Genomic DNA, 22,928 nt, shown 5'->3' on the forward strand with positions numbered 1-22,928 from the left:
GTAACCCTTTGTGAAACTTTGACTACACAATATTCGTAAAGCTTCATGACGAAAGCGATATAAAAAAACCTATCGACTCCCTTCAAACCTTTAAAGACGCTCATCGCTGGCAGCGCCTTCAATGCCACGGAACCCACGCGCCAACAGGTATTGCTCGCGGGACCGATCCCGGGAAGAGTCCGGTTTGCGCATCTGAACCTTGTCGAATAGCTTACGGATGTTCTTGTGATACTCGTCGAAACCTTCCCCCTGGAAGACCTTGACCAGGAAATCACCCCCCGGACGCAATACCCGGCCCGCCAGATCCAGCGCCAATTCGCACAGGAACATGGCGCGCGGCATATCAACAGCCGGTAATCCACTCATATTGGGGGCCATGTCGGAAATCACAAGGTCTACCTGCGAATTTCCCACGGCTTCAAGAATCTCGGCCAGTACCGCATCCTGAGTGAAATCCCCATGTACAAAGGTTACATCCGGAATGCTGTCCATCTCCAGAATGTCGGAAGCGATCAACCGCCCCTGCCCACCAATCAGACGACTGGCAACCTGTGACCAGCCGCCAGGCGCCGCTCCGAGGTCGATCACACTCATGCCGGGGCGGAATAGTTTGTCCTTGTCCTGCAACTCCAGCAGCTTGTAGCTGGCCCGGGAGCGGTAGCCGTCCTTCTGCGCCTTTTTGACGTAAGGGTCGTTGAAATGCTCTTGTAGCCACTTAAGGCTGGTTTTGGAACGGGCCACTGGGCACCTCGAAAATAAAACGGGTCGTGATTAACTGGGCGGTCCCGGACTCGCTCGGGTAAACTGGCCGCCGCTTTTTACAAGATCAGACGCAGGGGTCAGATTATGCCGCTCACTCAAGAGCAGAAGAAACAATACAAATCCATTGGCCACCATCTGAAACCAGTTCTGATTGTGGCAGACAACGGTTTGACTGAGGGTGTGTTAGCCGAATTCGAACGCGCACTCAACGATCACGAGCTGATCAAGATCAAGGTTAATATCCTTGACCGCGAAGCACGCCTGGCCGCCATTGCAGAACTGTGCAAGGTGGGCAAAGCGGACCTGGTTCAGGTTATCGGCAAGATGGCGCTGCTGTATCGCAAGAACTTCAGCGCCAACAAGCAATTGTCGAATGTTCACCGCTTCAAATGATAGCAAGGGTCAAGGGCGTGCTTCGCGCGCCCTGCCACTCCAACCCGGTGCCGGCTGTATCACCAGCACGAGGCCTGAGAACCCTAGCACAAGATAGCTGAATAGTTGCCAGCGCAACGCTTGCGGCAGCCAGACATGCACGACGAAATACATCGAACAGCCATACAGCGCCATCAACAGTAATTGCCCGCGAATATCCCGCCATAGACTCTCCAAGCCCTCGGTCCTTACCAGCACCAACACTTGAAGTATCACGCACGCCGCCGCAAAACCCACCAGCAACGCACTCAGTAATCCATCGAGCTCATCGATCAGCAACGGCGCCAGCCCAATCAGGCCCAACGCCGGCAAAACGCCAAGGTGCAACAGCCACAAGCCACCCACCCAGAGCATCTGGGTGAGCTGCCAGAGCATTGCGCCCGCCTGGAGCGGGCGCCGTCTTTCAGACGTGACGAACTTCGACAATCTCGTACTCGATCACACCGCTTGGTGTTTTCACGGCGACCACGTCGCCTTCTTCCTTGGCGATCAAGGCGCGTGCGATCGGCGAGCCGACAGAGATCTTGCCTTGCTTGATGTCAGCTTCATCCTCACCCACGATGTGGTAAGTCACGCTCTCATCAGTCTCGACGTTGGCAATTTCAACGGTCGTACCGAAAATCACCTTGCCGGTGTGCGGAATAGTGGTCACATCGATGATCACAGCATTCTGCATGCGGCCTTCGATATCGCGGATCCGCGCCTCGACCATACCTTGCTGCTCGCGAGCAGCATGGTATTCGGCGTTTTCCTTCAAGTCACCCAGCTCGCGGGCCGTACCGATGTCCTGGCTCAGCTTTGGACGTACGACCTTGGTCAGGTGGGCGTGCTCCTCTTCCAGGGCCTTGGCACCCTGGACGGTCATTGGGTATTTGGTAATGCTCATGCCTTCAATCCTGCGTGTAGATCCTGCAAGCGACGCACGGTCTTTTCCGGACCGAATTTGAGCGCTTCGCAGATAGCTTCGCCAGCAGCAATGGTGGTGGTGCAGTAAATCTTGTGCTGCAAGGCGTTACGACGAATGGAGTAGGAATCCGCGATCGATTGACGACCTTCGGTGGTGTTGATGATCAAAGTGACTTCGTCATTCTTGATCATGTCGACCACGTGCGGACGACCTTCCGTTACCTTGTTCACGCGACGCACTTTCAGGCCGGCAGCCTCGATCAGCTTAGCGGTCCCGGCGGTGGCCACGACTTCGAAACCCAAGTTGATCAGATCACGGGCCACACCTGCAACCAGCGGCTTGTCGTCATCGCGTACGCTGATGAACGCCGTACCGCCGGTCGGCAGCACTTCGCTGGCGCCCATCTGCGCCTTGGCAAAAGCTTCACCGAAGGTATCGCCCACGCCCATCACTTCACCGGTGGACTTCATTTCCGGGCCCAGGATCGGGTCCACGCCAGGGAATTTGGCGAACGGGAACACCGCCTCTTTCACGCTGTAGAAGTTCGGGATGATTTCCTTGGTGAAGCCGATCTCCTTCAGGGTCTTACCAGCCATCACACGCGCAGCGATCATGGCCAGCGATACGCCGATGCACTTGGAAACGAATGGCACGGTACGCGACGCGCGCGGGTTGACTTCGATGACGTAGATGTCTTCGCCCTGCAAAGCCAACTGCACGTTCATCAGGCCGACCACACCCAGTTCGAGGGCCATTTTCTTGACCTGCTCGCGCATCTCGTCCTGGATGTGGGCCGGCAGCGAGTAAGGCGGCAGCGAGCATGCGGAGTCACCGGAGTGAACGCCGGCCTGCTCGATATGCTGCATGATTGCGCCGATCACCACGTCGGTGCCGTCGCAGACCGCATCCACGTCCATTTCGATGGCGCAGTTAAGGAAGTGGTCCAGCAGCACCGGGCTGTCATTGGAGACTTTCACCGCGTCGCGCAGGTAACGCTTGAGTTCTTCTTCTTCGTAGACGATTTCCATCGCACGGCCGCCCAGCACATAGGACGGACGCACCACCAGCGGGTAGCCGATCTTGCTGGCTGCGCGAATCGCTTCATCTTCGCTGCGCACAGTGGCATTCGGCGGCTGACGCAGGTTCAGGCGCTCAACCATTTGCTGGAAGCGCTCACGGTCTTCGGCACGGTCGATAGCGTCCGGGCTGGTGCCGATAATCGGTACACCCGCCGCTTCGAGGGCGCGCGCCAGTTTCAGCGGGGTTTGGCCGCCGTACTGAACGATCACACCTTTAGGCTTCTCGACGCGCACGATTTCCAGCACGTCTTCCAGGGTCACCGGCTCGAAATACAGGCGATCGGAGGTGTCGTAGTCGGTGGAAACGGTTTCCGGGTTGCAGTTGACCATGATGGTTTCGTACCCGTCCTCGCGCAGAGCGAGGGCGGCGTGTACGCAGCAGTAGTCAAACTCGATACCCTGGCCGATACGGTTTGGCCCGCCGCCCAGGATCATGATCTTGTCGCGACCCGACGGCGCCGCTTCGCACTCTTCCTCATAGGTGGAGTACAGGTACGCGGTGTCGGTGGAAAACTCCGCCGCGCAGGTGTCGACGCGCTTGTAGACCGGAAAGATTTCCAACTTGTGACGATGAGTACGCAGGTTCTTCTCGGTCACACCCAGCAACTTGGCCAGACGCTGGTCGGAGAAGCCCTTGCGCTTGAGGCGGAACATCATGTCGCGGTCGATGCTGGCCAGGCCCAGGGTCTTGACCTTCTCTTCTTCCTTGATCAAATCTTCGATCTGTACCAGGAACCACGGATCGATCATGTTCATGCCAAAGATGTCTTCGACAGTCATGCCGGCACGGAACGCGTCCGCCACGTACCAGATACGCTCGGCACCCGGCACGGTCAGTTCGCGCTTGAGCACGCTCATGCTTTCCGGATTGCTCAGGTCGAGTTTCTCGTCCAGACCGCAAACGCCGACTTCCAGGCCTCGCAAGGCTTTCTGCAGAGATTCCTGGAACGTCCGGCCGATGGCCATCACTTCACCCACCGACTTCATCTGGGTGGTCAGGCGCGCATCCGCCTTGGCGAACTTCTCAAAGGCAAAGCGCGGCAGCTTGGTCACGACGTAGTCGATGGACGGCTCGAAGGACGCCGGGGTTTTGCCGCCGGTGATGTCGTTCGACAGTTCATCCAGGGTGTAGCCCACCGCCAGCTTGGCCGCGACCTTGGCGATAGGGAAGCCGGTGGCCTTCGACGCCAGTGCCGAGGAACGGGATACACGCGGGTTCATTTCGATCACGACCATACGGCCGGTGTTCGGGCAGATACCGAACTGAACGTTGGAACCGCCGGTTTCCACACCGATCTCACGCAATACCGCCAGGGAGGCGTTACGCAGGATCTGGTATTCCTTGTCGGTCAGGGTCTGCGCCGGAGCAACGGTGATCGAATCGCCGGTGTGCACGCCCATCGGATCGAAGTTTTCGATGGAGCAGACGGTGATGCAGTTGTCCTTTTTATCGCGGACAACCTCCATCTCGTATTCTTTCCAGCCAATCAGGGACTCGTCGATCAGCAGCTCTTTGGTCGGCGACAGGTCGAGCCCACGGGCGCAGATCTCTTCGAACTCTTCACGGTTGTAGGCAATACCACCACCGGTGCCGCCCATGGTGAAGGACGGACGGATGATGCAGGGGAAGCCCAGGGTCTCGAGGACCGCGTTGGCTTCTTCCATGCTGTGGGCAATACCGGAGCGCGGGCATGCCAGGCCGATGGACTTCATGGCCTTGTCGAAGCGCGAACGGTCTTCGGCCTTGTCGATGGTGTCGGCATTGGCGCCGATCATTTCTACGCCGAACTTCTCCAGAACGCCTTCGCGCTCCAGGTCCAGAGCACAGTTCAGCGCGGTCTGGCCGCCCATGGTTGGCAGCAGCGCGTCCGGACGCTCTTTCTCGATGATCTTGGCAACGGTCTGCCATTTGATCGGCTCGATGTAGGTCGCGTCGGCCATCGCCGGATCGGTCATGATGGTGGCCGGGTTGGAGTTCACCAGGATGACGCGGTAACCCTCCTCACGCAGGGCTTTACACGCCTGGGCGCCGGAGTAGTCGAATTCGCAGGCCTGGCCGATCACGATCGGGCCAGCGCCGAGAATCAGGATGCTTTTTATGTCTGTACGTTTTGGCATGGGTTTGTCACTCAAATCCGCAGGTCAGTCGGCAAGCCGTCTTGAACAATCTTTAGAGAGCCTGCGGGGGCCACCGGTTTTCGGGGCCACCCGCAAGCCGCTCAGTCAGCGTCGCTTGGCCATCTCATTGATGAAACGGTCGAACAGCGGCGCTACGTCGTTCGGGCCCGGGCTGGCTTCAGGGTGGCCCTGGAAGCTGAACGCGCTCTTGTCGGTGCGCTCGATGCCTTGCAGGGAACCGTCAAACAGCGACTTGTGAATCGCACGGACGTTGCCCGGCAAGGTCGCTTCATCCACCGCAAAACCGTGGTTCTGGCTGGTGATCATTACCACGCCGGTGTCCAGGTCCTGCACGGGGTGGTTGGCGCCGTGGTGGCCGTGGCCCATTTTCAGGGTTTTGGCACCGGAGGCCAGAGCCAGCAGCTGGTGGCCCAGGCAGATACCGAATACCGGGATCTCGGTTTCCAGCACGTCCTTGATCGCCTGGATGGCGTAGTCGCAAGGCTCAGGATCACCTGGGCCGTTGGACAGGAACACACCGTCCGGCTGCAGAGCCAGCACATCGATGGCAGGCGTTTGTGCAGGTACAACCGTCACCCGGCAGCCGCGCTCGACCAGCATGCGCAGGATGTTGTACTTGATGCCATAGTCGTAGGCCACTACGTGGTAAGGCAGCTCGGCGGCGTCGATGGTCTCGTGGCTGTCGGTCTTCAGGTCCCAGACGGTGGAGCGCCACTCGTACTTGTCCTTGGTGCTGACGACCTTCGCCAGGTCCATGCCTTTGAGGCCGGGAAAGCCTTGCGCGGCCGCAATCGCCGCCTCTTCAGAAATATTCTCGCCGGCCATGATGCAGCCGTTCTGCGAGCCTTTTTCACGCAGGATGCGTGTCAGGCGACGCGTGTCGATACCGGCGATAGCCACCACATTGTTGGCTTTCAAGTAATCGGACAGCGACATCGTGTTACGCCAGTTGCTCGCGACCAGCGGCAGATCACGAATCACCAGGCCCGCGGACCAGACACGATCAGACTCGACATCTTCCGGGGTAGTACCGGTATTGCCGATGTGTGGATAAGTCAGGGTAACGATCTGTTGGGCGTAGGAAGGATCGGTAAGGATTTCCTGATAGCCGGTCATGGCAGTGTTAAACACTACCTCTCCAACGGTTTGACCGTCGGCTCCAATGGCTTCGCCGCGAAAAATGCTGCCATCAGCAAGGGCGAGTATGGCTGGCTTAGTCAAGAAGACCTCCCGTAAATAAAGCCTGAAGGGGCGATCGCAGGTTGTAAAAAAGCGGAGTGACGTATGGACACGTCACCCCGCTTGTTCACTGAATTATTCTGCGCGCTTTTAGTGGACACACTAAAGCTGTAGCTTACAGAAAAAGGCTTTTTGGGTCCACCGCTAAAGAGCCTTAAAGGCAGGGGAATGCGATAGGACGTCGCCTAGCGGTTAAAAACGGGGGCTCAGGATAATCCTGCGCACCCGTTTTAGCTACTGATTAGTGCAGGTCCAGCACGTCACGCATGTCGTACAAGCCAGGCTCGCGCCCCTCCAGCCAAAGCGCAGCGCGTACGGCGCCCTTGGCGAATGTCATGCGACTGGAAGCCTTGTGCGTGATCTCAAGGCGCTCGCCCTCAGTGGCGAATAACACCGTATGGTCACCCACCACATCACCACCACGCACGGTCGCAAAGCCAATGGTGTCGCGCGCCCGAGCACCGGTATGGCCCTCACGACCGTAAACCGCGACCTTCGACAGGTCACGACCCAACGCATCGGCAATGGCTTCCCCCATGCGCAGCGCCGTACCGGAAGGCGCATCGATCTTGTGGCGATGGTGGGTCTCGATAATCTCGATATCCGCTTCATCGCCCAGCACTCGCGCGGCCATGTCCAACAGTTTGAGCGACAGGTTCACGCCAACGCTGAAGTTGGCGGCAAACACCACGGGAATATCCTTGCCCGCCTCCACCAGCAACTGCTTCTGCTCGGCAGTCAGCCCCGTGGTACCAATCACCATGGCCTTGCCCGACTTGCGGCAGAACGCCAGGTTCTTGAGCATCACTTCTGGCAACGTGAAGTCGATCAACACATCGAACTCATCAGCCACTTGCTCCAGGCTGCCCGACAGCGAAACGCCGATACGCCCCAAGGAGGCCAGCTCTCCCGCATCCGCACCGATCAACGTGCTGCCAGGGCGAACGATCGCCGCCGTCAGCCCGGAGGCCGGCGAACGCAATTGCACCGCCTCGACCAGAGTCTTTCCCATGCGCCCGGCAGCGCCCATTACGGCTATACGTCGCATATTCACTTCCTTACAGGTCGCCGAAGAAGCGCTTCACGCCTTCGAAGAAACCGGTGGTTTTCGGCGAATGGGTGTCATCGCCCTCCAGGGAGCTGCGGAATTCCTCGAGCAACTCGCGCTGGCGGCGGCCCAGGTTGACCGGTGTTTCTACCGCCACGCGACACATCAAGTCACCCGCCCCACCACCGCGCACCGGCGCCACGCCCTTGCCACGAATGCGGAACTGCTTGCCGGTCTGCGTGCCTTCAGGAATCTTCAGCTTGACGCGACCATCAAGGGTCGGAATCTCAAGCTCGCCACCCAATGCCGCATCCACAAAGCTGATTGGAACCTCACAGAACAGATGCTTGCCGTCACGCTGGAAGATCGCGTGCTCGCGCACACTGATCACCACGTACAAGTCGCCAGTAGGCCCACCCTGCGCGCCTGCCTCACCTTCGCCCGACAGACGAATGCGATCACCGGTATCCACACCGGCCGGCACTTTGACCGACAAGGTCTTGTACTCTTCGACGCGGCCTTCGCCGTGGCAGGCGTCGCACGGATCGGAAATGATCTTGCCCTGTCCATGGCAACGCGGGCACGTCTGCTGCACCGAGAAGAACCCTTGCTGCATCCGAACCTGGCCAATACCGCCACACGTAGGGCAGGTGATGGGCGAAGACCCCTTCTTGGCACCGGAGCCGTCGCACGGCTTGCAGTTGACCAGCGTAGGCACGCGAATGTTGACGCTGGTGCCGCGCACGGCCTCTTCCAGATTCAACTCAAGCGTGTAACGCAGATCACTGCCACGCTGGGCACCGCCACGCTGACCACCACGACCACCACCAAAGAAGTCGCTGAACACGTCACCGAAAATATCAGAGAAATTCTGACCACCAAAACCGGCACCACCGCCACCCATGCTCGGGTCGACGCCGGCATGACCGTACTGGTCGTAGGCCGCGCGCTTATTGGGATCACACAAGCATTCGTAGGCCTCATTGGCCTCTTTGAACATGTCTTCGGATTCTTTGTTATCCGGATTACGGTCCGGGTGGTGCTTCATCGCCAGGCGGCGGTAAGCCTTTTTCAGCTCAGCCTCGCTGGCCCCACGCTCCACACCCAAAACTTCGTAATAGTCACGCTTTGCCATAAGTCTTTGCACTCTTAAGGACGTCCAGCCAGACCCTCCTGAGCCTTGCCAAACTCGTTGAGCCCCAATACAGGCCCGGACCCAACTCACGTCAATTCAACGATCCTGGTCATTACTGCTTTTAGCCAGGGACCCGGCCAAAAACCCGGTGTTCAATACTCGGAAAGCAGGAGCATCCCCGATCACACCGCCAGCATCCGACTGATGTCGCATGCTGTAAAAATTCGCATACCCCAGACACGCCAACGCGGGAGCAAGCTCCCGCGCGGCGACATCCTACCAGTCACCGCTTGAAAGCGGTCAACCGGGCGACCAAGTTACTTCTTCTGGTCTTCTTTGACTTCTTCGAACTCAGCATCGACAACGTCGTCATGCTTGGCTTCCGGTTCTGCCTGTTGTGCAGCACCGTCCGCCGGCTGAGCCTGCTCTGCGTACATCTTCTGAGCCACTGGCGCAGAGACTTTCGACAACTCTTCAATCTTGGCTTCAATGGCGGCCTTGTCGTCGCCTTTGACGGCGGCTTCCAGGGCAACCACGGCAGCCTCGATTGCAGCTTTCTCTTCAGCCGTAACCTTCTCACCAGCGTCCACGACCATTTTGCGGGTCGAGTGAACCAAAGCATCGCCCTGGTTACGAGCGCCAGCCAGTTCAGCGAACTTGGCATCCGCATCAGCGTTGGCTTCAGCATCACGAATCATCTGTTGAATTTCTTCATCAGACAGACCGGAGTTGGCCTTAATGGTGATCTTCTGCTCTTTGCCGGTCGCTTTGTCCTTCGCACCTACGTGCAGGATGCCGTTGGCGTCGATGTCGAAAGTCACTTCGATTTGTGGCACACCACGTGGCGCTGGTGGAATATCGGCCAGGTCGAACTTGCCCAGGGATTTGTTCTGGGAAGCCTGCTTACGCTCACCTTGCAGCACGTGAATAGTCACAGCGCCCTGGTTGTCATCGGCAGTCGAGAACACCTGGGATTTCTTGGTAGGAATCGTGGTGTTTTTCTCGATCAGCGCGGTCATCACGCCACCCATGGTTTCGATACCCAGGGTCAGCGGGCTGACGTCCAGCAGCAGCACATCTTTTACATCGCCGGCCAATACCGCGCCCTGGATGGCAGCACCCATGGCAACTGCTTCGTCCGGGTTCACATCTTTACGCGCTTCTTTACCGAAGAATTCAGTAACTTTCTGCTGAACCAGCGGCATACGGGTCTGGCCGCCCACCAGGATCACGTCGTTGATGGAACCAACGTCGATACCGGCGTCTTTCAGTGCAATGCGGCAAGGCTCGATGGTGCGCTGAACCAGGTCTTCAACCAGTGCTTCCAACTTGGCGCGAGAAATCTTCACGTTCAAGTGCTTAGGACCGGTGGCATCTGCAGTGATGTACGGCAGGTTGACGTCAGTCGACATGCTCGACGAAAGCTCGATCTTGGCTTTCTCGGCCGCTTCCTTCAGACGCTGCATGGCCAGCGGGTCACCCTTGAGGTTCATGCTGGTTTCTTTCTTGAATTCGTCAACGAGATAGTCAATCAGACGAATATCAAAGTCCTCGCCACCCAGGAAGGTGTCGCCGTTGGTAGCCAATACTTCGAACTGGTGTTCGCCGTCGACTTCAGCAATCTCGATCACCGAAACGTCGAAAGTACCACCGCCCAAGTCATAAACGATCACAGTGTGATCGCCCTTGGCCTTGTCCATACCGTAGGCCAGGGCCGCAGCAGTCGGTTCGTTGATGATACGTTTTACATCCAGGCCCGCGATGCGGCCGGCGTCTTTGGTTGCCTGGCGCTGGCTGTCGTTGAAGTAAGCCGGAACGGTGATCACCGCTTCGGTGACCGCTTCACCCAGGTAGTCTTCGGCAGTCTTCTTCATCTTTTTCAAGACTTCAGCCGAGATCTGCGGCGCGGACATTTTGTTGCCGTTCACTTCAACCCAGGCGTCACCGTTATCAGCCTTGGCGATTTTGTAAGGCACCATTTTGATGTCTTTCTGTACGACTTCTTCGTCGAATTTACGACCGATCAGACGCTTTACTGCGTACAGCGTGTTATGGGGGTTAGTCACTGCCTGACGCTTGGCCGACTGACCCACAAGGATCTCGCCGTCGTTGGCGTAAGCGATGATCGAAGGCGTAGTACGTGCGCCTTCTGCGTTCTCAATGACTTTGGCTTTGCCGTTTTCCATGACCGAGACGCACGAGTTGGTGGTCCCCAGGTCGATACCGATAATTTTGCCCATGATTTACTCTCCCGAAACTTGAATTTGGTTGCCGCAGCAGTTGTGGCTAACTGCGGTAGCACTTAATCGCTTGACTTATAAATGGGGGCCTTGCGGCGGATTTCAAGCCTGCTCATCAATAGAAGGTGCAGCGGGTGCTGGCGCCTTGCTAACCACCACCATTGCCGGGCGCAGCAAACGACCGTTGAGCAGATAACCCTTCTGGAACACCTTCAGCACACTGTTAGGTTCCAGGTCATGGCTTTCCTGCATGGCCATTGCCTGGTGGTGCTCAGCATTGAAGGGCTCGCCGCCCTGCGGATCGATGGCTTCGAGCTGATAACGCTTGAGCGTGTCCTGGAACATTTTCAGGGTCAGCTCAATGCCTTCACGCATCGCACGAATGTTTTCATCATCCGGATTGGACAGCTCGAGGCCGCGCTCCAGGCTGTCCATAATCGGCAGCAGGTCACTGGCAAATTTTTCCAGTGCGAATTTATGCGCTTTTTCTACATCCTGCTCGGCACGGCGGCGGACGTTCTGCAGATCGGCGGCAACACGCAAAGACTGATCCTGCGCAGCAGCCAATTGCTCTTCGAGCACTTGCACACGAGTTGCCAGTTCATCACCGACAGCCGAATTGGCGTCTGGAGTTTGCGTATCCTGCGTCTGTTCGTCAGCCATAGATTCTCTCCTTTCAAAATCATGCGCGAACACAACTCGCGCTTCTGTTCCGGTATATGGGGCCACAATTTTCAGGTTCAAGGGCTCAGGCGATACCAAAAATCTCTCACCCGGACACGGATGATTCCTGCCCACACATTCCCGTTTGCGCTAAAAAATGTCGAAATTCAAGCAAATCGAGCTAAGCATCAGGATTGTCAGGGCTGAACAAAACACTGTATAAATAACCAGACCTAAAGTCTGGGAGCGGTCATCATGCTCGTGCACCTGTCCGTACATAACTACGCCATCGTTGAACACCTGGATCTCGAACTGGATCGCGGGATGAGCGTAATCACAGGCGAAACCGGCGCCGGCAAGTCGATCATGCTCGACGCGCTGGGGCTGACCCTGGGCGATCGCGCCGACAGCGGCGTAGTACGCCCCGGCGCGGACAAGGCCGATATTCTCGCCACGTTCGACCTGGCCGACATTCCCGAAGCTGAAGCCTGGCTGGCTGAGCGCGACCTCAACCATGAAGGGCCGTGCATACTGCGCAGGGTCATCACCGCCGAAGGGCGTTCGCGCGGCTATATCAACGGTACCCCCTGCCCGCTTGGCGACCTGAAAGCCCTGGGCGAGCTTTTGATCGATATCCACAGCCAGCACGAGCACCAGTCACTCCTGAAAACCGATACACATCGTCGCCTGCTCGACGAATACGCCGGCGCCACCGACCTTGCCAGGCAAGTGCAACTCGCCGCACAACGCTGGCGCCAGACGCGCCAGGAACTCGAGCAGCTCTCCAACTCCGGTGACGAACAACGTGCGCGCCATCAGTTGCTCAGCTACCAGCTTGAAGAATTGGAGAGCTTGGGCCTTGGTGAAACGGAGCTGGAGCAACTGGAACAGGAACACAAGAACCTCACCAATGCCGAAACCCTTTTGGGTATCTGCCGCCAGGTAGTGGAGCAATGCAGCGAGAGCGATTCCGGCAATGTGCTCAACGCACTCACCGCCAGCCTCAATCGCCTGTCCAGTGTGAACAGCGCTTCCAGCTCCCTGAGCGAAGCCACCACGTTACTTACCAGTGCACAAATCCAGGTGGAAGAAGCGGTGGGCGAGCTGAACCGTTTCCTGGATCACTTCGATGCCGACCCGGCGCGCCTGCAAGAGATAGAGGAACGCCTGGACACTATCTACACACTGGCGCGCAAGCATCGAATCCAGCCCACCGAAGTGGCAGCAATGCAGCAAAAACTGCTGGATGAAATCGAAACGCTGAACGCGAACGATGAATCCATTGAGCGCCTGGGTGACGAACTTGCCTCTTATGCTCGCCACTATCAGGAGAAGGCTCAAGAACTGAGCGAGCTGCGCCATAAAGCCGCGACCAGCCTTGCCGGCGCGGTCGAGCAGGAGATTCAGCGCCTCGGCATGCCGGGCGGGCGTTTCACGATCGAACTGCGCACCAACGCCAGCAATGAGCTGCAACCCCACGGCCTTGAACAGGTAGAACTGTTGGTCAGTGCCAACCCTGGGCAACCGCTCAAGGCGCTGGCAAAAGTTGCCTCAGGCGGTGAACTGTCACGCATCAGCCTGGCCATTCAGGTGATTACCGCACAGACCTCCCGCGTACCGACGCTGGTATTCGATGAGGTGGACGTGGGTATTGGTGGGCCGACGGCAGAAATTGTCGGACAACTGTTGCGTCGCCTAGGGGATCGAGGCCAGGTCCTTACCGTCACCCACTTGCCACAGGTGGCCGCCCAAGGACACCAGCATTTGTTTGTACACAAGGTGCGAGGCAGCGACGCAACACGCACAGCAGTGTCCAAACTGAACAAATCGGAACGCGTAGAAGAGGTTGCGCGCATGCTGGGCGGCATCGACCTGACGAAAGAATCGCTGGCACATGCGAAGAAGATGGTGGTTGCCACCAAGGCCTGATCTTATCCCTATATAGAAAGCACGAAGGCGACCCTGAGGTCGCCTTCGATCGTTTCGCAGAGCGCGTCTGCGTAGCTTTTTACTTTTTCTTACGGATGTACAACACGAGATTGTGATCCACCAAATCGAAGCCATGCTCCTCAGCGATTTTGTGCTGAAGCTCTTCGATTTCCGTGCTGGTGAACTCGATAACCTCGTTGGTATCCAGGTCAACCATGTGGTCGTGATGACCGCCGTCAGCCAGTTCAAATACTGCGTGACCGCCGTCGAAATTATGACGAACCACCAGCCCCGCGGCTTCAAACTGGGTGAGCACACGATAAACCGTGGCCAGGCCAACGTCCTCATTGGACTCCATCAGCGCCTTGTAAACATCCTCGGCACTCATGTGGCGCTGCTCAGCAGAATCGAGCATTTGTAGAATCTTGACGCGTGGCAGAGTCACTTTGAGACCGGCTTTGCGTAGTTCGCTATTTTCAACCATGGTTAGCTTTCTCGCGGATGCTGCTTCGCAGCTTCTCTTAATACGGGTATGATCGGCGTTTACGTTGTCCCAGCCAAGATAGTGGAAGTCGCCCACCGATGCAAAACACCAAGCTCTTGCTAACCAGTTTCACCTTTGTGGGACTGCTCGCACTCGCCGGTTGTTCATTCCCCGGGGTTTACAAAATCGACATCCAGCAGGGCAATGTCGTCACGCAGGACATGATAGACCAGTTACGCCCCGGAATGACCCGACGGCAGGTAAGGTTTATCATGGGTAACCCCCTGCTGACCGACACTTTCCATGCCGATCGCTGGGATTATCTCTACAGCATTCAGCCTGGTGGCGGTGAGCGCCAGCAGGAGCGCGTCAGCGTCATTTTCAATGGCAATGACCAGCTTGTCAGCCTGTCCGGTGACTTCATGCCCGGCGTAAGCCGCGATGAAGCCTTGCTGGGTAAAGACAACGCCACGAACGTGACGGCTCCCGCTCAGGAAGGCGAAAAGCCGAAGTCCGAGGTTCCAGCCAAACCTGGCTCCTTGCTGGACAAGATCCAAAAAGACGTCGACGGCGTGGAAACCGTGCCAGTCCCGACGCCTCAGCCTCTGGACACCAGCCCGCAGTAACTGTGCGGCCATTAAAAAGCCCGGCGTGCCGGGCTTTTTTGTACCTGTCGGGCGGAAATCCTAAGGGTTTCGCTGCCTGGCAAGCGCTGCCTTGGCTGCGCGCAACCTACGAATCTCCTTAGGGTCAGCCAGCAACGGGCGGTAGACCTCAATGCGATCACCTGCGTGCACAGCGCGAGAATCGGCGTTAGCAACCACCTTGCCGAATATCCCCAGCACGCATGTTTCAGCGTCAACATCAGGGAACTGCTCCAGGATCCTGGAAAGCCGAACCGCTTCGCGCACGCTGGTGCCCACCGGCACCGTCACCGCGAGCAAGACCTGGCGATCCTCAGCAGCATGCACCACTTCGATTTCAACCATGCAGCTGCTTGGCCCGCTGACAGAAAGCATCCACTAACGTATTGGCCGCCTGATTGAACAAGGGCCCCAGCGTCGCACGCACGATAGGCCCTGCGTATTCGAAAGACAGGTCAAGACTGATTTTGCAGGCCTTGTCCGTTAGCGCCTTGAACACCCACACACCATGCAACTGCGTAAAGGGCCCTTCCTGCAGATTCATCTCAATGGACTTGCCCGGCACCAATACATTGCGCGTGACAAAATGCTGACTCAGGCCGCCCTTGGCGACACCAACACTGGCAACCATGTGCTCGGCACTGCTCTCCAGCACTTCGGCAGTTGAGCACCACGGCAGGAATTCCGGATAACGCGCCACGTCGTTGACCAGATCATAGAGCGCCTGTGCCGGATAGGGCAGCAGCGCCGAACGTTGAATATGCGTCGTCATGTGTGCGTTATTTCCACAGCTGAGCGGCAAACATCGCGAAAGAACAGCCCGATTCGCGAGAGAAAAAAACCAAAGAACTGCCCGCATTGTCCGGGATTCATCCAACACGCTCAAGCACGCAGGTTGACCGTAGCCGACACGCTCGCAACTGCCTATAATGCCGCCCCTATGGCTAAACAAAAGAAACACCCCACAGGGACCATCGCGCAAAATAAAAAAGCGCGACACGATTACTTCATCGAACATCGTTTCGAGGCTGGTCTGGTCCTGGCCGGCTGGGAAGTAAAAAGTCTGCGTGCCAGCAAATTGCAGCTGGTCGACAGTTATGTGCTGCTCAAGGATGGCGAGGCTTGGCTGTTAGGCAGCCATATTACCCCGCTGACCACCGCGAGCACCCATGTGATCGCCGACCCGGTGCGCACCCGCAAGCTGCTGCTTAACGCTCGCGAGCTGGACAAGCTTGCCGCAGCCGTTCAGCAGAAAGGCTACGCCTGCGTCTGCCTGTCCTGGTATTGGAGCAAACACCTGGTCAAGTGCGAGATCGCACTGGGCAAGGGCAAAAAGGAATACGACAAGCGCGATACCGAGCGCGAACGCGATTCCAACCGCGAGCTGCACCGCGCGGTTCGCAACAAGGGCAAGGAAGAATAACCTTGTGTCGATGTGGCCTCGGCAATCGCCGCGGCTACATCCCCTTGCGTCGCTCCGCACGCGCCACGCGCTGAACCTCCTGACGCACTTCCTCCAACACTTCCTGCACATACAGCAGGTGACGTGTAGAAACCTCCCGCGCCTGCTCGGCCCGCCCCTCGATAATCGCCAAGTACAAATCCCGATGCTGATTGATCAGCATGTCACGGGTTTCGGTACGCTGTTGATACATGCCGCCGATGTTGGTCACCACGTTGCGCTTGAGCAGATCGAACAAACCACGAATCGTATGCAGCAACACCGCATTATGACTGGCTTCGGCGATCGCCAGATGAAACCGCGCATCCGCCGCCCCCTCCTCCGCCCGACTCACCTCATCGACGCGGGTGTAGCAATCCTGCAGCGTTTCAAATGCAGCGGTGAGACGCTCACGGTCGACCTCAGTGGCGCGCAATGCCGCGTAGTAAGCACAGGAAGCCTCCAGGGTCTGACGAAACTCCAGCAAATCACGCTGCGCCTCAGGATTGTTTTCCAGCAAGTGCAAAAGCGGATCGCTGAAGGTCGAGCCCAGAGACTCCGCGACATAATTACCGCCGCCCTGACGACTTACCAGCAACCCTTTGGCCACCAGCTTCTGGATAGCCTCGCGTAACGACGGGCGCGACACGCCGAACTGCTCGGCCAACGCGCGCTCAGCCGGCAAGCGCTCACCCGATTTCAGCGTGCCTTCAAGGATCATGCCTTCAAGCTGCTCGACAATATCGTCAGACAAACGGCGCTGACGCACCTGATCAAACGCCATAACTCACTCTCCACCATCCCGGCCCTTCGCCGGGCCCTCTATTCTGGCCTATCGCCGCCTTTGCGGCACCTATCAGAAGGCCTTGGTTTCTGCCGATCAGAAGCGCGCCCGCGCTCGCCTACGACCAAAGTTTCGCAAGCGGCAAATTGACACATCCCCTGAAGGCTTTTAACCTAGCCCACAGCGATTGTAAATTGGTATTACCAATTATCCAAGTCGACTAAAAAGTGCCTGACCAACAACAATTAGGGGCCACCCCATATGCAAACCTGGCAACAGCTTTACAGCCCACTCGGCAGCCTCGGCCTGTCCGCCCTGGCCGCCGTCATCCCGATCGTATTCTTCTTCCTGGCTCTGGCAGTGTTCCGCCTCAAAGGGCACGTGGCCGGTAGCATTACCCTGGCACTGTCGATCCTGGTGGCAATCTTTGCCTTCCAGATGCCCGTCGATATGGCACTGGCCGCTGCCGGTTACGGGTTTGCCTACGGCCTATGGCCCATCGCGTGGATCATTGTCGCGGCCGTGTTCCTCTACAAGCTTACGGTCAAGAGCGGCCAGTTCGAGATCATTCGCAGCTCCGTTCTGTCGATTACCGACGACCAACGCCTGCAGGTGCTGCTGATCGGCTTCTGCTTTGGCGCCTTCCTGGAAGGCGCGGCCGGTTTCGGCGCCCCGGTGGCCATTACCGCTGCACTGCTGGTCGGCCTGGGTTTCAACCCGCTGTACGCTGCCGGCTTGTGCCTGATTGCCAACACCGCACCCGTCGCATTCGGCGCGCTGGGCATCCCGATCATCGTGGCAGGCCAAGTGACCGGCATCGACGCTTTCAAGATCGGCGCCATGACCGGCCGTCAACTGCCTTTGCTGTCGCTGTTCGTGCCGTTCTGGCTGGTGTTTATGATGGACGGCCTGCGCGGCGTGCGCGAAACCTGGCCGGCAGCCCTGGTAGCCGGTTTGAGCTTTGCGGTCACCCAATACTTCACCTCGAACTTCATTGGCCCGGAACTGCCGGACATCACCTCGGCGCTCGCCAGCCTGATCGCCCTGACCCTGTTCCTGAAAGTCTGGCAGCCCAAGCGCACCGCAGGCGCGCAAATTGCCGGCGCCACGTCGAGCGCGGCGGTAACCGCCAGCGTCGGCGGGTTCGGCCAGCCACGCAGCACCGTCGCATCGCCCTACACCCTCGGGCAGATTTTCAAAGCGTGGTCGCCCTTCCTGATCCTCACTGTGCTGGTAACGATCTGGACCCTTAAACCATTCAAGGCCATGTTCGCCGCAGGCGGCTCGATGTACAGCTGGGTGTTCAACTTCGCGATCCCACACCTGGATCAACTGGTGATCAAGGTCGCTCCCATTGTGACCAACCCCACGGCGATCCCGGCGGTGTTCAAACTGGATCCGATTTCAGCCACCGGCACCGCGATTTTCTTCTCGGCACTGATTTCGATGCTGGTATTGAAGATCAACGTAAAAACTGGTCTTACCACTTTGAAAGACACGTTCTACGAACTGCGCTGGCCGATCCTGTCGATTGGCATGGTGCTGGCGTTTGCCTTCGTCACCAACTATTCCGGCATGTCGTCGACCATGGCGCTGGTATTGGCCGGCACCGGGGCGGCCTTCCCGTTCTTCTCGCCTTTCCTCGGCTGGCTGGGGGTTTTTCTGACAGGCTCCGATACTTCGTCCAACGCACTGTTCAGCTCGCTGCAGGCAACCACCGCGCACCAGATCGGTGTTAACGACACGCTGTTGGTTGCGGCCAACACCAGCGGTGGCGTCACCGGCAAGATGATCTCGCCGCAGTCGATCGCCGTGGCCTGCGCCGCCACCGGCCTGGTCGGCAAGGAATCCGACCTGTTCCGCTTTACCCTCAAGCACAGCCTGTTCTTTGCCACCATCGTCGGTCTGATCACCTTGGCTCAGGCTTATTGGTTCACCGGTATGCTGGTGCACTGAAGACTACACATAACAGGGTAAGAATCGACGCCGGACAATCACGCCGGCGTCAGCTACTTCTGGAGGACTGATGAGTCTGCCTACCGCTTTCCTGACTGACGTCGCACGGCTGATTCCGAAGAGTCGACGCTTCGACGACCCGCTTTCTACCCTCGCATTCGGCACAGACGCCAGTTTTTATCGATTGATCCCACAACTGGTGATCCGCGTAGAGTCTGAAGACGAAGTCGTGGCGTTGCTGCAATGGGCCCAACGCGACCAAGTACCCGTCACCTTTCGTGCCGCCGGCACCAGTTTGTCCGGGCAAGCGATCAGCGACTCGGTACTGATCGTGCTGGGCGATAACTGGAACGGTCGCGAAATTCGTGGCCAAGGCACGCAGATCCGCCTGCAACCCGGCGTGATCGGCGCCCAGGCCAACGCCTGGCTGGCGCCGTTCGGGCGCAAGATCGGTCCGGACCCGGCCTCCATCAACGCCTGCAAGATCGGCGGCATTGTCGCCAACAACGCCAGCGGCATGTGCTGCGGCACGGCGCAAAACACCTACCACACCCTGGCCGGCATCCGTCTTGTACTGGCCGACGGCAGCCGCCTCGACACGGAAGACCCTGCCAGCGTCAGCGCCTTTCGCACGCAGCATGGCGCACTGCTGGACCGCCTGGCGACACTGGGACGCGAGACGCGGGCAAATACCGAGTTGGCCGCCAAAATTCGCCACAAATACCGTCTGAAAAACACCACAGGCCTGTCACTTAACGCCTTGGTGGACTTTGACGACCCGCTGGAGATTCTCAGCCACTTGCTGGTGGGCTCCGAGGGCACCCTGGGGTTTATCAGCGCGGTCACCTACGACACTGTGGTCGATCATCCGAACAAGGCGTCGGCACTGATTGTTTTTCCGGATGTGGAAACTTGCTGCAACGCCGTCACCGTGCTGAAAACCCAGCCGGTATCGGCCGTAGAACTGCTGGATCGACGCAGCATGCGCTCGGTGCAGAACAAACCCGGCATGCCTGCATTCGTACAGCACCTTTCAGAAAATGCCTGCGCACTGTTGATCGAATCCCGCGCGGCAACGTCCTCATTGCTGCAGGAACAGCTCGTCCTGATCATGGCCTCCCTGGCCCGCTTCCCGGTGGAAAAACAGGTCGACTTCACCGAAGACCCCGTGGAAAACGCACGTTTGTGGGCGATTCGTAAAGACACCTTCCCCGCCGTCGGTGCTGTGCGCAAGACCGGTACCACCGTGATCATCGAAGACGTGACGTTCCCGGTCGAGCAACTGGCCGTAGGCGTAAACCGCCTGATCGCGCTGTTTGACAAACATCATTACGACGAAGCGATCCTTTTCGGACACGCGCTGGAAGGCAATCTGCACTTCGTGTTCACCCAAGGCTTCAACAGCAGTGAGGAAGTCACCCGCTATCAAGCCTTCATGGATGACGTCGCCCAGCTGGTTGCGGTAGAATTCGGCGGTTCGCTCAAGGCCGAACACGGTACCGGGCGCAACATGGCGCCGTTCGTCGAGTTGGAATGGGGCCGCGACGCCTACCAATTGATGTGGCAACTCAAGCGCCTGCTTGATCCCAGCGGCATTCTCAATCCGGATGTGGTGCTCAGCGACGACCCACAGATCCATCTCAAGCACCTCAAGCCGCTGCCCGCCGCCGATGAGCTGGTGGATAAATGCATCGAGTGCGGGTTCTGCGAGCCGGTGTGCCCATCCAAAGGGCTGACCCTGAGCCCGCGCCAGCGCATTGTGATCTGGCGCGACATCCAGGCAAAAAAACGCGCCGGGGTCGATACCACCGAACTGGAGGCGGCCTACCACTACCAGGGCATCGAGACCTGCGCCGCCACCGGCCTCTGCGCTCAACGCTGTCCTGTGGGAATCAATACCGGCGATCTGGTGAAAAAACTGCGCGCAAGGGACGCCGACCGTACGAAAACCGCCGAATGGCTCGCCACCCATTTCGCCACTGCGTTGCAAGGCGCGCGCTTTACCCTGCATGTCGCCAATGGCGCCCGCATGCTGCTGGGGGCACCGCGCCTGGCCAAACTGTCCGGCGCAGCAACACGTCTGTCCAAAGGGCAAATCCCTCAGTGGACCCCGGCCATGCCGCAGCCGGAAAAAGCCATTCGTTTCAGCCCACCGGTCACTGACGAACGACCTCGCGTGGTCTACCTGGCAGCCTGCGTGTCACGGACAATGGGCCCGGCAGCCGGTGACAAGGAGCAGATGTCGCTGTACGACAAAACCCGTGGCCTGCTGGAAAAAGCCGGTTACCAAGTGGTTATCCCAGAAAATCAGGACAACCTGTGCTGCGGTCAACCGTTCGCTTCCAAAGGTTATGCCGAACAGGCCGAGCACAAGCGTCAGGAACTGATCGGCGCCCTGCTCCACGCCAGTCGCGGCGGGCTGGACCCCATCTACTGCGACACCAGCCCCTGCACCCTGCGCCTGGTACAGGATCTGGGCGAAACCCGCCTGGACCTCTATGACCCGGTGCGGTTTATCCGCACGCACCTCATCGACCGTCTCGATTTCACACCACAGGAAGCGCCCATCGCGGTGCACGTCACCTGCAGCACCCAGCATCTGGGCGAAAGCCAGGCGCTGATCGAACTGGCCCGACGTTGCGCCCGTACCGTGATCGTCCCGGAGGGCATTCACTGCTGCGGCTTTGCCGGTGACAAGGGCTTCACCACGCCGGAACTCAATGCCCATTCGCTGCGGTCGCTCAAGGATGCGGTGCAATTTTGCAGCGAAGGCATTTCCACCAGCCGCACCTGCGAGATCGGCCTGAGCCAGCACGGCGGCATTGATTACCACGGGCTGGTCTACCTGGTGGACCGGGTAACCCAGGCCCGCGTCCATTAAACCCTGCAAAAAAACAGAACCCCTGCGCGCCGGCGTAGTCATCTGAACAGGCCTGGACAAACGAGGCCTTCACTGATGTCGCTGGCAGCCGTCGAACGCCAGCAGCGTCCAGCTTTTTTTCGCAAGGAGATACCCAATGAAGCGTTCCGCTCTTGCTGGCTTGTTCATTACCGCTGCGATGCTGGCCCCTTCCGCTTTCGCTGCCGGTGACAAAGACCTGTGCCAGATCAACCTGGATAAAATCAACAACGGCAAAGCACTGCTCGCCACCGACACCAGCGGCAAAAGCGGTGAAATCGACACGGCGGTGGCTCAAGCCAAAGCAGCCCATGCGGCGGGTGATGACAAGAAGTGCATCGAGATCACCTCCAAGGCGCTTCAGGACCTGCAAAATAGCGAGAAAGGCGGTCAGTGAACGAATGTGCCAACCTTCGGGTTGGCCTTCCGTGACCGTTTGGCGTACACTGCACAGGCTTGTCACTCACTATGAAACAACGAGTTACAAGCACGGGGCCGTTTAGGATTCGACGCCGGTTGCGAAACTTTAGGTGCATGCCGAGTTGGTAACAGAACTCGTAAATCCACTGTTGCAACTTCTTATAGTTGCCAATGACGACCAATACGGTGCTGCTCTCGCTGCTTAATTGCAGCTGACATGCACTCCTGGTGCCTTCGGGCCCAGCAATCATCAGGGGATGTCTGTAAACCCAAAATGATTGTCATATAGAACAGAATCGCCGTGCAGTACGTTGTGGACGAAGCGGCTAAAACTTACACAACTCGCCCAAAGCACCCTGCCCGTCGGGTCGCCAAGGGTTAACTTAATAGACACGGCTACGCATGTAGTACCGACAGCGGAGTACTGGCGGACGGGGGTTCAAATCCCCCCGGCTCCACCACTATCCTTACACAGCGCCCCATTCGTGGGGCGTTGTGCTGTCTGGAGCTAGCGTTTTCGGCTAGTGCGCCACTGAGGTGTGACATTCAGTTGAGGCATTTCCGGTGCCTACCATGCAGCGCAACCCTTCTTATCGGACCCTCAACCGCCACGGAACCTTCTATTTCCGTATTGTTACCGGCCGCCGTGATGCGCCTCGTGAATTACCAAAGGGATTTTGTGGATAGATTCGGAGACACACTGACTAGAAGCATAGCGGCCCATCGG

20 protein-coding genes and 1 other RNA gene are annotated in these 22,928 nt (G+C 58.2%); 8 read left to right on the forward strand and 13 right to left on the reverse strand.

Annotation, left to right across the window (positions count from 1 at the left end):
* Positions 1-90: 90 nt before the first annotated feature.
* Positions 91-741: a 23S rRNA (uridine(2552)-2'-O)-methyltransferase RlmE gene (gene rlmE / locus G7025_RS15415; protein WP_010206606.1), complete on the reverse strand. Its 651-nt coding sequence runs from the start codon at positions 739-741 to the stop codon at positions 91-93.
* A gap of 105 nt (positions 742-846) precedes the next feature.
* Here rlmE and G7025_RS15420 point away from each other — a divergent pair, with 105 nt between their 5' ends.
* Positions 847-1,155, forward strand: coding sequence for a YhbY family RNA-binding protein (locus G7025_RS15420; RefSeq protein WP_049711487.1), 309 nt, complete (start codon positions 847-849; stop codon positions 1,153-1,155).
* Between the two features lie 9 nt (positions 1,156-1,164).
* Here the strand turns inward: G7025_RS15420 and G7025_RS15425 are convergent, their stop codons facing one another.
* The 8 genes from G7025_RS15425 to grpE form a co-directional block, all read right to left on the reverse strand.
* Positions 1,165-1,569, reverse strand: a complete 405-nt coding sequence (locus G7025_RS15425; protein WP_181080022.1) for an MFS transporter — start codon at positions 1,567-1,569, stop codon at positions 1,165-1,167.
* A 28-nt stretch (positions 1,570-1,597) separates the two neighbouring features.
* Positions 1,598-2,074, reverse strand: coding sequence for a transcription elongation factor GreA (greA, locus tag G7025_RS15430; RefSeq protein ID WP_181080061.1), 477 nt, complete (start codon positions 2,072-2,074; stop codon positions 1,598-1,600).
* 2 nt (positions 2,075-2,076) lie between these two features.
* Positions 2,077-5,298, reverse strand: a complete 3,222-nt coding sequence (gene carB, locus G7025_RS15435; RefSeq protein ID WP_181080023.1) for a carbamoyl-phosphate synthase large subunit — start codon at positions 5,296-5,298, stop codon at positions 2,077-2,079.
* 105 nt (positions 5,299-5,403) lie between these two features.
* Positions 5,404-6,540, reverse strand: a complete 1,137-nt coding sequence (gene carA / locus G7025_RS15440) for a glutamine-hydrolyzing carbamoyl-phosphate synthase small subunit (protein ID WP_181080024.1) — start codon at positions 6,538-6,540, stop codon at positions 5,404-5,406.
* Between the two features lie 259 nt (positions 6,541-6,799).
* Positions 6,800-7,606: a 4-hydroxy-tetrahydrodipicolinate reductase gene (dapB, locus tag G7025_RS15445; RefSeq protein WP_181080025.1), complete on the reverse strand. Its 807-nt coding sequence runs from the start codon at positions 7,604-7,606 to the stop codon at positions 6,800-6,802.
* A 10-nt stretch (positions 7,607-7,616) separates the two neighbouring features.
* The gene (dnaJ, locus tag G7025_RS15450; RefSeq protein WP_181080026.1) at positions 7,617-8,741 is read right to left on the reverse strand and encodes a molecular chaperone DnaJ; all 1,125 of its coding nucleotides are present in this window, start codon (positions 8,739-8,741) and stop codon (positions 7,617-7,619) included.
* A 317-nt stretch (positions 8,742-9,058) separates the two neighbouring features.
* A complete protein-coding gene (dnaK, locus tag G7025_RS15455; RefSeq protein WP_181080027.1) occupies positions 9,059-10,981 on the reverse strand; it encodes a molecular chaperone DnaK in 1,923 nt (640 codons plus the stop codon).
* A 102-nt stretch (positions 10,982-11,083) separates the two neighbouring features.
* A complete protein-coding gene (gene grpE / locus G7025_RS15460; protein ID WP_266247519.1) occupies positions 11,084-11,677 on the reverse strand; it encodes a nucleotide exchange factor GrpE in 594 nt (197 codons plus the stop codon).
* A 222-nt stretch (positions 11,678-11,899) separates the two neighbouring features.
* Here grpE and recN point away from each other — a divergent pair, with 222 nt between their 5' ends.
* Positions 11,900-13,573 (forward strand): DNA repair protein RecN, encoded by a 1,674-nt coding sequence (recN, locus tag G7025_RS15465; protein WP_181080029.1) that lies wholly within the window; start codon positions 11,900-11,902, stop codon positions 13,571-13,573.
* Positions 13,574-13,652: 79 nt separating this feature from the next.
* Here the strand turns inward: recN and fur are convergent, their stop codons facing one another.
* Complete coding sequence (fur, locus tag G7025_RS15470) at positions 13,653-14,057, reverse strand: ferric iron uptake transcriptional regulator (RefSeq protein WP_181080062.1); 405 nt, start codon at positions 14,055-14,057, stop codon at positions 13,653-13,655.
* Positions 14,058-14,155: 98 nt separating this feature from the next.
* Here fur and G7025_RS15475 point away from each other — a divergent pair, with 98 nt between their 5' ends.
* Complete coding sequence (locus tag G7025_RS15475) at positions 14,156-14,683, forward strand: outer membrane protein assembly factor BamE (RefSeq protein WP_181080030.1); 528 nt, start codon at positions 14,156-14,158, stop codon at positions 14,681-14,683.
* 60 nt (positions 14,684-14,743) lie between these two features.
* Here the strand turns inward: G7025_RS15475 and G7025_RS15480 are convergent, their stop codons facing one another.
* Positions 14,744-15,046, reverse strand: a complete 303-nt coding sequence (locus G7025_RS15480) for an RnfH family protein (protein ID WP_181080031.1) — start codon at positions 15,044-15,046, stop codon at positions 14,744-14,746.
* Positions 15,039-15,473, reverse strand: coding sequence for a type II toxin-antitoxin system RatA family toxin (locus G7025_RS15485; protein WP_181080032.1), 435 nt, complete (start codon positions 15,471-15,473; stop codon positions 15,039-15,041). The genes G7025_RS15480 and G7025_RS15485 overlap by 8 nt, the downstream gene beginning before the upstream one ends.
* Positions 15,474-15,641: 168 nt before the next feature.
* On the opposite strand from G7025_RS15485, the gene smpB reads away from it, so the two are divergent.
* Positions 15,642-16,124 (forward strand): SsrA-binding protein SmpB, encoded by a 483-nt coding sequence (gene smpB / locus G7025_RS15490; RefSeq protein ID WP_024077453.1) that lies wholly within the window; start codon positions 15,642-15,644, stop codon positions 16,122-16,124.
* A gap of 34 nt (positions 16,125-16,158) precedes the next feature.
* Here smpB and G7025_RS15495 read toward each other — a convergent pair whose 3' ends face one another.
* The gene (locus G7025_RS15495) at positions 16,159-16,926 is read right to left on the reverse strand and encodes a GntR family transcriptional regulator (protein WP_181080033.1); all 768 of its coding nucleotides are present in this window, start codon (positions 16,924-16,926) and stop codon (positions 16,159-16,161) included.
* A gap of 261 nt (positions 16,927-17,187) precedes the next feature.
* Between G7025_RS15495 and G7025_RS15500 the strand changes: the two genes are divergently transcribed.
* The 4 genes from G7025_RS15500 (at position 17,188) to ssrA (ending at position 22,662) form a co-directional block, all read left to right on the forward strand.
* The gene (locus G7025_RS15500; protein WP_181080034.1) at positions 17,188-18,882 is read left to right on the forward strand and encodes a lactate permease LctP family transporter; all 1,695 of its coding nucleotides are present in this window, start codon (positions 17,188-17,190) and stop codon (positions 18,880-18,882) included.
* A 70-nt stretch (positions 18,883-18,952) separates the two neighbouring features.
* Positions 18,953-21,763, forward strand: a complete 2,811-nt coding sequence (locus G7025_RS15505) for an FAD-binding and (Fe-S)-binding domain-containing protein (RefSeq protein WP_181080035.1) — start codon at positions 18,953-18,955, stop codon at positions 21,761-21,763.
* 136 nt (positions 21,764-21,899) lie between these two features.
* The gene (locus tag G7025_RS15510; protein ID WP_181080036.1) at positions 21,900-22,178 is read left to right on the forward strand and encodes a hypothetical protein; all 279 of its coding nucleotides are present in this window, start codon (positions 21,900-21,902) and stop codon (positions 22,176-22,178) included.
* A gap of 94 nt (positions 22,179-22,272) precedes the next feature.
* Positions 22,273-22,662: a transfer-messenger RNA gene (gene ssrA / locus G7025_RS15515) on the forward strand.
* Positions 22,663-22,928 lie beyond the last annotated feature (266 nt).

The organism is Pseudomonas lurida (genome assembly GCF_013522705.1).
GTDB lineage: Bacteria > Pseudomonadota > Gammaproteobacteria > Pseudomonadales > Pseudomonadaceae > Aquipseudomonas > Aquipseudomonas quebecensis.